The sequence below is a fragment of the Geminocystis sp. CENA526 genome (assembly GCF_050753365.1).
GTDB lineage: Bacteria > Cyanobacteriota > Cyanobacteriia > Cyanobacteriales > Cyanobacteriaceae > Geminocystis.
Genome location: NZ_JBLZFY010000110.1, coordinates 1 through 12,588, shown reverse-complemented (window position 1 = coordinate 12,588; position 12,588 = coordinate 1). Strand labels below are relative to the sequence as shown.

The following is a 12,588-nucleotide window of genomic DNA, read 5'->3' as shown; positions in this document are numbered from 1 at the left end:
TTACTTATTACTTATTACTTATTACTTATTACTTATTACTTATTACTTATTAATTGTTAATTGATGCTCGAATTAATAAAGAAATTAAATTGAGAATTAATAGTATCACCACTAAAACAATAATGGCGGCAGCCGCTAAGGATTGAATCTCCTCTCTGGGATTTTGTAACCAATAGAATATTTGTACTGGTAAAGTGGTATAACTACTGGTTAAGCCTTCCCATGACAGAGGAGGCAAAAATCGCACAGATGCTTTTGCACCTACTCCAATTAAGGCGGCGGTTTCTGCTAAGGCACGGATTTGTGCAATTAATACCCCCGTAATGATGCCGGGTAAGGCACGGGGAATGACTAATTGTTGTAATACTTGCTCTTTTGTCATTCCTACGGCATAGCCTCCCTGTCGTAAGGTTTTGCCCACATTTTTTAAGGCACTACGACTGGTGATAATCAGGGTGGGTAACGTCATCACCGTTAAAACTAATGCCCCAGAAAGGATGCTATAACCACCAGTGACGGGTTTTAATAAACGGACAAAAATTTCTAAACCGAGTAAACCATAGATAATAGTAGGAATAGCCGCTAAATTGGCGATACTAACTTCTAAAAAGCGGTTTAAGGCGTTATTTTTTCGATATTCTTCCAAATAAATGGCACTGCCCACACCCAAGGGTACAACCATAATTAAACTCAGAATAAATAACCATAAACTACCGACTAAACCTGCTAATATCCCTGAGTCTTCTACCCTACGAGATGCAAAGCTAGTTAAAAATGTCCAGTTAATACGGTGGAAGCCTGTTTCTCCCACATCCCATAATAAGATGATTAAAAAAACAATCCCCACAATTCCAGCTAAAAAACCACTAACTTTTAAGGTTCGATCGAGTATAATTCTAGGAAATGAAATACTACTTTTGAGGTTAACTATTTCTCTTTCTACAGGAGGCGTATAGAAAAAATTATCCTGTTTTTTTTGAATAACATTATTGTTAAATATTGTTGAATTTATTTTATTAGTATTTTCATTTTTTTCTTGATTATTTTGTAACCAATAACTCAGGGTATTAAGTAAAAATGTAGCTAAAAATAGTATGAATCCCACGGTAAAGATAGTTTTAAACATAATAGAGTCAAACTCTACTGTGCCTAAACTTACCCTAATAATAAATGATGTAATGGTTTCGATCGAATCAAAAGGATTGAGAGTCAGATTCGGTTTTTGCCCAGACGCAATAGAAACAATCATAGTTTCACCCACAGCTACAGAAGTGGCTAAAGTGATAGCAGATAAAACTTTCGGGAAGATTGCTGGTAAGAGAATTAAACGGATAACCTCTTGTTTAGTTAAGGCTAAGGCATAACCAGAATTGCGCAACTCAGGAGAGAGATATATTAAGGCTTCTTCCGTCAAAGCTACGATGATAGGGAGAATTAAAATGCCGATGCAAATACCAGCACTTAAAGCATTAAACCCCCCCAAAGAAGGAAAAAATTTAGCTTGTAAAAAAGGAGTCAGAAATAAAAGGGCAAAATACCCATAAACAACCCCCGGAATACCGTTTAAAGATTCTAAAGAAATTTTTAAAATACCTCTCCATTTATTAGAGGCATATTCTGCTAAATAAATTCCTGCTAAAATACCTAAAGGAATAGCAACTATTAATGAGATTAAAGTGACTAAAAAAGTACCAGAAAGTAAAACAATAATCCCAAATTGAGCATTACTATAGTTAGGAGTCCATTCCTTACTGGTGAAAAAATCAAAAATGGAAACTTCTTGAAAAAATTGCCAAGTCTGAGTAATAAAAATACTAAAAATAGTGAAAGTAATAATAATAGGAATATAACCTAAAATAGTGAAACAAATTTCCTGCCAAGATTTGCCATTTTTAATTAAATTTACTGAAGATGTTTTATACATTATCTCCTCCTTGTTCAACTAAATTAGTTAATTTATTTAAAGCTAATTGTGTACCTTGAGAGTTACGGGTTAAACTTTTAACAACTTCTCTATTTTCTTGGGCAGTATTAACCAGAATTTTAATTTCAGGTTTTAATTGTTTTGCAATACTATTAACACTGGCTGTGGCTTCTGCAATTTGTAAACTCAGTTTTTTGATTTCTTCAGCAATCATATTAAAAGATAAACCTCTACCGTCATCTGCGGGTAAATTTGCCACCATTACCCCCGCTTGAAAAGATAAGTTTTCTACTCTTTTACTGATTTTATTAATTAAATCTGTTGCCTGATTAACGTTTTTAAATTTTTCTTGAAAACTGTCACCAATTTCGTTAATTTGTTCAGTAAATTTAATCATCGATTCTACACTTTCACTCAAAGCTGAAAAGGTATTTTTTCCTTCTTTAGATAACAGTAAAGCTACTTCAGAAAATCTATGATTTAAGGTACTAACTTTTTGAGTTTCTAAGAATAATTGATTTTGTTTTTCTTCTAATTCTTCTGTTTGCTTTTTCAGTAATTTATTAGCTTTTTTTAAATCATTTTGCTGTGTTTCAAGTTGATTTGCATACTCTTTTACTTTCTGTTTTTCTAGTTCGATCGAACTGGCATAATCTCTTAAATTTTTTTCTTGTTCTAAAAGTTTATCATTAATAGTAGAAAAGGTTTGAGCTTGGTATAAAATTAAAATACTTAATTCTAACATTCCCACTTCTTCACCTTTTTTTGTCACAATAATAGGCTCATAAATAAGATCAGCACTACGCTCTAAAGCGATTTTTACGGCATCATTAATACTTGTTTTTAAGGGAATTTTTAAAGGCTCATAATCAAAACTTTCCATGAGTATTTTAATGGGACGTTTACTATAAATATCCCTGGCATATTCTTTACTCATTTTTTCAAAGAATTTACGCCGAGAAATAACCCCGAATACTTCATTATTTTTAAGAATAAAAACCCCTGAAAGTTTCGGATTTAACAAGAGTTGTTCTTCTACTATTTCCGTAGATACTTTTAAATCAACCCTATAATTATCTAAAGGTAATTGTTTTAAAGTCGTGTAATATTGATTAACATTATTTTCATTTTTCATGGTAGAAGGTAATTGACCCTAAACAGTAAATCATAAATTTCAGGATATGATTAAGTATAAATTTGACCATAATTTTGATGGTAATTACTTTTAAATTGTGGAGGATTAATCTTGAATTGTCAAGGGTTTTATTCTTTAATTTTCTATTAATTAAAACTTAACCTATTCTTAAATTTGCAATAACCTTAATTAATAGATTAATAAGTTATATTTTAAGCGAATAAACAAGTAAATGTATCAATAAATACAGTAAATTTTATGAAAATTAATAGTAATAAAGTAGGTAAATTAGGCTTATTTTTGCCCTTAATTATGGTGGTAATGGGTTTACAATCCTGTGGGGAAAATAACTCAACTGCTATGACGAATACATCACAAAAAAGTGATTTAAGTGGTAATATTAGTATTGATGGTTCATCGACAGTTTTCCCGATAACTCAGGCTATGGCGGAGGATTTTCAGGATGAGAATGAAGGAGTAAAAATTGCCATTGGGGTATCTGGCACTGGTGGCGGTTTTAAGAAATTTTGTGCGGGGGAAACGGACATTTCTAACGCTTCTCGCCCCATTAAAAAGGAAGAATTAGAAAAATGTCAAGAGGCTGGAATTGATTATGTAGAGTTACCCGTGGCTTTTGATGCTTTATCGGTGGTGGTGAATCCTGAAAACGATTGGGCGGTGTGTTTGACACAAAAAGAATTAGAAACTATCTGGAATCCCTCCGCTCAGGGTAAAATCACTAATTGGAAACAAGTTCGATCGAGTTTTCCTGATGTACCATTAAACTTATACGGACCTGGTACAGATTCTGGTACTTATGATTACTTTACAGAAGCAATTAATGGTAAAGGGGGAGAAAGTAGGGGAGACTATACAGCTAGTGAAGATGATAACGTCATTGTACAGGGTGTCGGAGGCGAAAGAGGTGCTTTAGGCTACTTTGGTCTTTCTTATTTAGAGGAAAACTTAACAAAAGTTAAGCCCATTTCGATCGATGATGAAGATTCCAGTAATGGTGATGGTTGTATTGAGCCTAGTATTGCTACCGTAGAAGCTGGTACATATCAACCCCTCGCCCGTCCTATTTTTATCTATGTAAAAAAAGCATCTTTACAACGTCCAGAAGTCAAAAGTTTCGTAGAATATTATCTCAGTAAAGATCATAAATCGATCGTGGACGAAATCGGTTATATTCATTTATCTGACACAGTTTATGATAAAACCTTAGCCCGTCTTGAGGAGCAGAAAACTGGTACTATGTTCGCTGATGGTTCAACTATTGGCGTTAAACTAGACAAAATGTTGGATAAGTAATGAGTAATGAGTAATGAGAAAAAAGCCTTAAATCCCTCAAAAGGTTCTCCCAATTCTTATGCTAAACTACTATGAAAATGCTAAGTACGATCGAACCCTTAACCGAACCTACATTGACAATACCAAGATTAGAAGGTAGATAAGAAATTAATCGTTTTAAGGTGGGTAAAATAGACGCTATGGGGGTACAAATAAAAATTAGGTCTGTTTGGAGCCAAAATCCCTAAATCAACACTAGAACGGCTTACTATGGTTAGCTCAAAAGCTATGTTACAAGTACTTAATTGACGAGAAATGCCGATTACCTCATTCTATGACTTTTTGATAGGATAAAAAAGAGTCTGTACTCTACAATTATTAAGTTTTGTATGCGTTTGCCCTGGGGATTGAGATTCCTTCGCTACTCTCGGAATGACAGAATGTCGTTAGAGGTGCGTCAGTCCTAGTTAATTAACTGCTCGATCGAATCTATAATTTTCAGATGATGAGATAATTCGATCGAACAATTGAACCTTAAAAAAATCATTAAGATATATTTGTTGTCAATTTTTTCACCTAATACCTAACACCTGATACCTTTACAATACCGAAAATTTTATCTCGAACTCAGGTTATTTTAAATTCCGACAAAAATAGTCGGGTATATTTGCCAAGAAAAAATTAAGTTGTTATACTTACTCCATAAGCAATCATTTAAAGATTATTTTCAGATTCATCATTATCGATCACACAGGAGAAGATAAAATGACCCAAGCACTCGATCGTCCCGTAACTAAAAACACTTTTAAACCTACCTTCACCAAATTAGTTTCTAAAGAAGGAAGCACAGAATACCCTCTTAAAGCAATTCATATTTGCGAAGAAACCTTTGCACCTTTGGAAGTTGCCTACGATTATGATGCAATCAAGGCTCAAGTAAGTCGTGAAACCATCGCAAACGGACCAAATTCCATCTGGCGCTACAAAGCCTTTTTACCCGTTGAAAGTGAAAACCCCATCGATGTGGGTACAGGGATGACTCCCCTTGTCAAATCCAACCGCTTGGCTCGTCGTTTGGGTCTGAAAAATCTTTATATTAAAAATGATGCTGTTAATATGCCTACCCTTAGTTTTAAGGATAGAGTCGTTTCTGTTGCCTTAACCCGTGCTAGAGAGTTAGGTTTTACTACCGTCTCCTGTGCTAGTACTGGTAATCTCGCTAACTCCACTGCTGCGATCGCAGCCCATGCAGGTTTAGACTGTTGTGTTTTCATTCCTTCGGATTTAGAAGCAGGAAAAGTTTTAGGCACATTAATCTATAATCCTACGGTAATGGCTGTTAAAGGTAACTATGACCAAGTAAACCGCCTTTGTTGCGAAGTCGGTAATACCTACGGTTGGGGTTTTGTTAATATTAACCTACGTCCTTACTACTCTGAAGGTTCTAAAACTTTAGGCTTTGAAGTAGCTGAACAATTAGGATGGAAGTTACCTGATCATATTGTTGCACCTTTAGCCTCTGGTTCTTTATTTACCAAAATTTACAAAGGTTTCCAAGAGTTTGTCAAAGTTGGTTTAGTGGATGATAAACCCGTGCGTTTTAGTGGTGCGCAGGCGGAAGGTTGCTCTCCCATTGCTCAAGCCTTCAGAGAAGGTAGAGATTTTGTTACCCCTGTTAAGCCTAACACCATCGCTAAATCGATCGCTATCGGTAATCCCGCCGATGGAATGTATGCCTTAGATTTAGCGCGTAAAACCAACGGTAATATCGAATCTGTAACGGATGCCGAAATTATTGAAGGTATCAAACTTTTAGCAGAAACTGAAGGTATTTTTACTGAAACTGCTGGAGGCACAACCGTTGCAGTATTGAAAAAATTAGTGGAAGCAGGAAAAATTGATCCTGAAGAAACTACCGTGGTTTATATCACTGGTAATGGTTTAAAAACCCAAGAAGCTGTACAAGGTTACATAGCCGAGCCTTTCATCATCGAGCCTAAATTAGATAGTTTTGAACGTGCTTTAGAACGCTCTCGTACTCTCGATCGTTTAGAATGGCAACAAGTATTAGTCTAATCAACTTATCTTAGTAAAACAGGCATCTTGCCTGTATTTTTCATAATCAAGGGTTGAATATTATTCAACCCCTACGAATTTATAAACTTTATTAAAATTTATTAAAATATGTCCGTAAAAGTATTAATTCCTACCGCTTTACAAAAATTTACTAAAGAACAAGCTACGATCGAATGTAGTGCAACCACGATTCAAGAATTACTGGATGCGTTAGAAACAAATTGCCCTGGTATCAAAGCGCGTTTATGTGACGAACAAGGTGCTCCTCGCCGTTTCCTCAATTTCTATGTAAATAGTGAGGATATTCGCTTTTTAGATAACGTTGCGACTCCTTTAGCTGATGGTGATGAAGTAAGTATTGTACCCGCCGTAGCTGGAGGTTGATCTATTCGTAAAACAGGCATCTTGCCTGTGTCATTATTGATTTTACAAACGGTTAGGTTTTCCCTGACTAGCTACTTGCCCTTGTTTTAATAAAAAATAACCATCGGCATAGTTTAATTCTTCCAGACGATGCGTCACCCAAAGGGCGGTAATTCCTCGCTCTTTAACTATTTTTTGAACTAAAGAGACTAACTCTATTTGCGTTTCAGGATCGAGTAGTGCTGTAGGTTCATCTAGTAATAATACCTGACAATGACGGGCGATCGCACCTGCAATAGCGATTCTTTGTTTTTGTCCACCACTTAAAGCATATATCGGTCGGGTTTCTAATTCAAGGAGATTAACCGCCGTGAGGGCTTCTCTTACTCTATATTTAACTTGAGAAAGGTTCAATTTTTCTTCCACTAAACCAAAGGCAATATCGGCGGCGACAGTGGGCATTACTAATTGATGATCAGGATTTTGAAACACAAATCCCAGTGGTTTATCCATCGTTGATGTACCACTTGAGGGAGTGAGTAAACCTGCTAATAATCGCAGTAAAGTTGACTTTCCACAACCATTATTACCTAGTAACATCCAAAATTCTCCCCTTGGGACTTTCAGAGTACAAGAATTGAGGACTGGAGTTTGTAGATTCCAACCAAAACTTAAGTTTTCAATTTCAATGGCAAATTCAGACAATGTAATTAATGATCGATCGTTTAGTAATGTTGAACTTAACTAATAATAGCTTATTTATTTATCTTGACTCAAGTTCGATCGAATTTTTGATATGAAGAAGATTGATGTTTTTTGATTGGCTTCGTAGGAATTAAATAATTAGGATTTACGCACCTTTAACGATATTCTGTCATTCCGAGAGTAGCGAAGGAATCTCAATCCTTTGATTTTTGGTACAAGTGCGTAACTTCTAAGAATATTCAACTCTCCTAAAGTATTAAATATGGTAGATGTGTAATAGTGAATCAAAAATATGAAATATTAATTAGACAAAGTATTCTATAATCTTTAATTATGAATAAATTGTCCTATGAATAAAAGTCAAAAAATCCAAGAAATCATCGCTCTGCGTCAACCCCTTGCTGAATCATTAAAGAAAGTGGAAGACAACCTGAATCACTTACAGATTACTTGGCACAACCTAGAAGATTATCGTAATCAGTTACAAGCAAAAACTCAAGACGATAAAGTATTAGGTAAGTTACAAGAAATCAATTTCAGTGACTCCAAAACTAAAATACTAGAATCTTTAGAAAAACTCAGTAAACTATTCAAGCGTTTTGAAAGACAAACATTAAATATAGGAGTAGTAGGACGTGCAGGGCAAGGAAAAAGTCGTTTATTACAAAGTCTTACGGGGTTAAGCTCAGAAGAAATACCAGACGGCGATCGTCAACACTGTACAGGCGTTCGGAGTAGTATTCACCATACGCACGATCAGGAAACCAAAGCAAAAGTCTATTTTTATAGAGAACAAAGTTTTCTCCATGAAATTATCAATCCCTACTATACTGCCTTAGACTTAGGACAACATCCCATTTCCATTCAAGATTTTGCGAATAATCCCTTACCAACTCTAAGATTAGAAGGTGCTGAAAATCAAGCTAAATACGAACACTTAAAAGATTATTATACTCATTTTGATAAATATAGTGATCTATTAAGATGCCCTTCTCCTCTGGATATTAGTCAAGATAAAATTCGTCAATATGTAGCTCAAGATGATAAAAATGGAGAGCGTGTTTATTTTAATTATTTAGCCGTTAAAGAAGTTAAAATTACCTGTCAATTTCCTAACAAAGAAGTAGAGCAAATCGCTGTAGTTGATATGCCAGGATTGGGGAATACTGGTATTGGTGATGAAGCAAGAATGATAAAAACGTTAGCTGAAGAAATTGATTTTGTTTTATTCGTAAAAATGCCCCATACTTTGAGAGATTATTGGGCAGATGTGGATGTTAAACTTTACGATACTGTCAATGCTTCTTTGGAGGATTTGCCTGTAAAATTATGGTCATTTATGGTTTTAAATAAAACTGACAAAGATTCAAAACAGGGTGATAATTTCACTAATTGTCAAGATTTACTGAAATCAATTATTAATGTCTCTAAAGAAAAAACATTCATTTTCAGTGATTATATCATTGCCAACTGTGCCAATCCCGAAGAAGTAAACGAGAAAATTTTAGAAAAAACTCTCGATTATTTAAGTCAGAATATCAGTCAATTAGATCAAAAATATGTCACAGCTTTTTATGATGAATTAGCTGATTTACAGTCCACAATTAAAGGAGAATTGCAGAAAGCAAAAGAGACTTTAAATAAAGTTGACAGTGTTGAATCTGAGTCAACATTTGATGAACTTTTTGATAATTTTTGGGATAATCTTACCAATGATTTAACAGATTTATTAGAAGATTTAAGAGAAAAAAGAAATGATCAAGATGATTATTTTAAAGAACAAGTAGAAAAGGTTTTTCAAGAGTGCCAAAAAGATGAAACTATTTTCCCTAGTCTCGAACAGATCAGAAAAAGAAAAAATAGCATTATACAAGGTGATTATCCTAGTACTTATGGTACTTATATTAATGAAATAAGAACAGGTTTATCTCGTCGTTTTCTTAACTTAGATGATGGCTTAAAAAAATCGATCGAAGAATTAAAAATAGAGATTACTAATGTTTTAACTAATCAGTGTAATTTAAAAGGTTTAAGCATGGACAAAGGTAGTAAATTTTTGCAAGAAATAACAGATTTAATTCCTGATTCCTGTACTACTTTGAAAGAAGGTTTTACTGTTATGGGAAATTTTGAGCTATCTTATCGAGGTTTAATTCAATACCATATTCGAGAAAATTTGGACAATTTAAGACAAGATAATAGTCCATTACCAAAAGGAGGAAAAGAGCAAGATGTTTTAGATAATCTGCAAGAGTTATACAAAGAAACGATTTATCTGTGTAAAAATGCCCTAGATAACAACTTTTTGCGAATACCAAGTCAAGCCGCCTTTGCCATCGTGGAGGAATTTGTGGATTTAGTCTTGAGAAGTAAAGATGCTCAAAGACAATGGCGTAAGTTTTTATTACCTTACAGAGCGGATATTTGGAGTGATACCTTTCAAATTTTGGGAGATAATACCCGTTTACGTCAACAGTGGACTCAATTAATAGAAGAAACAGAAAATATCAATTCTTCTTTACTCAAATAATTAATTATTAATGGAAAAACACAAATTATGTTATCAAGAATATTGCAACCCCTAGTGAAAAAACAGACTCTCAAAGTAACAATGTTAGGTCATTCTGGGGTAGGGAAAACAAGCCTTTTATGTGCCATGTATGATCAGTTTGATCAGATTATTGGTAAAACTAATTTACAATTAACTCCAGATCATGACACTAAAACTATCTTAGATCAACGTTTAAAACAATTAAAAGAATCAGCACAGCAAAATAGTATTAAAATTCGAGGAGGATTAGAAAACACTACAACCGCTAGAACTTATAATTTTGACTTAGGAAAAACAGGACAATCTCCTTCTCTTGAGCTACAGTTTCAGGATTATCATGGTGGTTATATTCTCAGAAAAAAAGAAACTGTCATTAACTATATAAAAGAATCAGTAGCTATTATTATTGCCATTGATACTCCTGCTCTAATGGAAAACAATAGTCGGTGGCATGAAGAATTAAATCAACCTCAAATTATTTATGATTTATTTAAAAGTGGTTTTGCCGAACTCGATTCCCCTAAATTAGTCATTTTTGCTCCTGTTAAATGTGAAAAATATTTACGAAAAAGCAACGATGAAGAGGAATTAGTTACCAAAATACAAAAAAAATATAGCAATCTACTCAATTTTTTCTGTAGTGATGCTCTAGTTCCCTATGTTGCTGCAGTCATGACACCTGTAGAAACATTGGGTAGTGTTGATTTTGCCTATATAGAAGAAGATGAAAATGGTCAACCGATTTGGTTCTTTCGTAAATCTGATCCTAATGAATTGTACAAACCAAAAAATAGCGATCAACCCTTACGTTATTTACTTAGATTTTTATTAAAACTGCATCTACAAAAACGAAAAATGTCTTTTATTGAATTAATTTTTATCATGATGGAACGAGATAAAACTTTTCTCAATGCCATGAGTGAGTTTTCTAATGGTTGTAAAAATAATCGAGCTTTTACGGTTTTTCAAGGGGAAAATTTATTAAGAATTAATTAAATAACAAATAAAGGTAAATATTATGAAAAGAATTTTTATAGAAACTCGCAATAAATCAGTAGATTACGATTGGTTTAATGGTGAAAATAGTAAATTAGAATCTCCTAACATTCCTGATTTACTCGAAAAATTAGCAGATACCGAATTTGAATCTCTAGTTTTATATCGTCAATCAAACGAACTAATTTTGGCAATAACTGCTTTAAAAAGTGATAGGATTGACAACCGTACTCGCCCTATTCGTAATTCTTTAATTTGGATTGCTGATAATAATGATGATGACGCAAAAATTAGAGCGATTATTTATGAATATTTAACCGCTAAAGATGAACTAGAAAAAGAAATTGCAAAAGCCATTACTGAGACACCAGCAATTAAGATTGATTATCCAAAAATTAAGGCTATTGGTAATCAAAATAATTCTGAGATTAAGCAAAATTCATCACAACCAGATTTAGATAATAAAATTGGTAGTTTTAATTCAGATAAGTGTAAAGAAGAATTAATTAATGAGATAACAAGCTATAGCCTACCTAAAAAAGACGGTTTATTAATCTTTATTACTGACAGCAAATCAAAAGAAAATATAACAAAAGAAAATCCTTGGCGTGGATTATCCAGTAAAATTTCTGGCGGAGAATGGATTATTTTAGAAAAAAAGTCACAATCATCGACATCATCAAAGAATTATTCTACAAATAATAATTCCAACGGATTATTCATCAACGGATTATCGATCGTATTAGCAATAGTGTTAATCGTAAGTAATGTTTTTTGGTTTTATCAATATAACGATTTAAACAAGCAATATGATTCTTTAAAAAATCAATTTGAACCATCAAAAATTCAGATTGAAAAATTAGAAACAGAATTACTAGAAGTAAAAAATCAGTTACAAGCAATTAAGACTGCTAAAGAAGAATTTGATAAGGCATTTCCGAATCCATAATAAGAATTTAATTGGAATATTGCGAAGGCTAAATCTAATTATCAAACGGGGTAGAAAAAGTACAAAAATCTTTAAGTGATAGTGTGCAAAACCTTAATTAAAGTTTACAGTTCGATCGAGCTTTTATAGAAAAACTTAATTAAAGTTTACAGTTCGATCGAGCCCTGTGAGTTATATGTTCTACCATAAATAAAATGTAGATAATTATAATCATAGGAATTAGCCTATCTTTTTTAGCTAATAACAGAAATACTTAATCAATCGTAAGCCCATGAAAAATGCACATAATTAGTCGTAAACTGTTGCGAGAATATTGTCAAAAACACACAGATTCTTGTAAGTCCTTAGATGACTGGTACAAAACTGCTCAACAGGCAACTTGGACTAATCTTATTGAAGTTCAGAAAGTTTATCCTCCAGCCGAATCTGTTGGTAGTTTTACCGTTTTCAATATCAAAGGCAATAACTATCGTTTGATTGTTAGCATTAATTACAGTGACATCTCCCACACTGACCTAACGGTACAGATGTGGGCTTCTTAACTTCGCAATTAAGAGTTTCTGCTTCACAGGACGGCACTAGCCTTACAGACAAGT

Annotated in this window: 11 protein-coding genes; 7 read left to right on the top strand and 4 right to left on the bottom strand. The window is 33.6% G+C overall.

The features are described 5' to 3' along the window. Positions 1-49: 49 nt before the first annotated feature. Positions 50-1,924, bottom strand: coding sequence for a phosphate ABC transporter permease PstA (gene pstA / locus ACN4EE_RS19525; protein ID WP_431708162.1), 1,875 nt, complete (start codon positions 1,922-1,924; stop codon positions 50-52). Next, positions 1,917-3,059, bottom strand: coding sequence for a hypothetical protein (locus ACN4EE_RS19520; protein WP_431708161.1), 1,143 nt, complete (start codon positions 3,057-3,059; stop codon positions 1,917-1,919). The genes pstA and ACN4EE_RS19520 overlap by 8 nt, the downstream gene beginning before the upstream one ends. 258 nt (positions 3,060-3,317) lie before the next feature. Between ACN4EE_RS19520 and ACN4EE_RS19515 the strand changes: the two genes are divergently transcribed. After that, positions 3,318-4,373, top strand: coding sequence for a PstS family phosphate ABC transporter substrate-binding protein (locus tag ACN4EE_RS19515; protein WP_431708160.1), 1,056 nt, complete (start codon positions 3,318-3,320; stop codon positions 4,371-4,373). A gap of 61 nt (positions 4,374-4,434) precedes the next feature. Here the strand turns inward: ACN4EE_RS19515 and ACN4EE_RS19510 are convergent, their stop codons facing one another. Beyond that, a complete protein-coding gene (locus ACN4EE_RS19510) occupies positions 4,435-4,545 on the bottom strand; it encodes a hypothetical protein (RefSeq protein WP_431708163.1) in 111 nt (36 codons plus the stop codon). A gap of 572 nt (positions 4,546-5,117) precedes the next feature. Between ACN4EE_RS19510 and thrC the strand changes: the two genes are divergently transcribed. Then, on the top strand, positions 5,118-6,428 hold the full coding sequence (gene thrC, locus ACN4EE_RS19505; protein ID WP_431708159.1) for a threonine synthase: 1,311 nt from the start codon (positions 5,118-5,120) through the stop codon (positions 6,426-6,428). Between the two features lie 108 nt (positions 6,429-6,536). Then, on the top strand, positions 6,537-6,812 hold the full coding sequence (locus ACN4EE_RS19500) for a MoaD/ThiS family protein (RefSeq protein WP_431708158.1): 276 nt from the start codon (positions 6,537-6,539) through the stop codon (positions 6,810-6,812). Between the two features lie 42 nt (positions 6,813-6,854). Here the strand turns inward: ACN4EE_RS19500 and ACN4EE_RS19495 are convergent, their stop codons facing one another. Further along, positions 6,855-7,496, bottom strand: coding sequence for an energy-coupling factor ABC transporter ATP-binding protein (locus ACN4EE_RS19495; RefSeq protein WP_431708157.1), 642 nt, complete (start codon positions 7,494-7,496; stop codon positions 6,855-6,857). Positions 7,497-7,845: 349 nt separating this feature from the next. On the opposite strand from ACN4EE_RS19495, the gene ACN4EE_RS19490 reads away from it, so the two are divergent. From ACN4EE_RS19490 to ACN4EE_RS19475, 4 genes are all read left to right on the top strand, one after another. Continuing rightward, a complete protein-coding gene (locus ACN4EE_RS19490) occupies positions 7,846-10,026 on the top strand; it encodes a hypothetical protein (protein ID WP_431708156.1) in 2,181 nt (726 codons plus the stop codon). A gap of 27 nt (positions 10,027-10,053) precedes the next feature. Further along, the gene (locus tag ACN4EE_RS19485; protein ID WP_431708155.1) at positions 10,054-11,043 is read left to right on the top strand and encodes a TRAFAC clade GTPase domain-containing protein; all 990 of its coding nucleotides are present in this window, start codon (positions 10,054-10,056) and stop codon (positions 11,041-11,043) included. Positions 11,044-11,065: 22 nt separating this feature from the next. After that, a complete protein-coding gene (locus ACN4EE_RS19480) occupies positions 11,066-11,992 on the top strand; it encodes a hypothetical protein (protein WP_431708154.1) in 927 nt (308 codons plus the stop codon). A 278-nt stretch (positions 11,993-12,270) separates the two neighbouring features. Next, positions 12,271-12,534, top strand: a complete 264-nt coding sequence (locus tag ACN4EE_RS19475) for a type II toxin-antitoxin system HigB family toxin (RefSeq protein WP_431708153.1) — start codon at positions 12,271-12,273, stop codon at positions 12,532-12,534. The last annotated feature ends 54 nt before the right edge of the window (positions 12,535-12,588 follow it).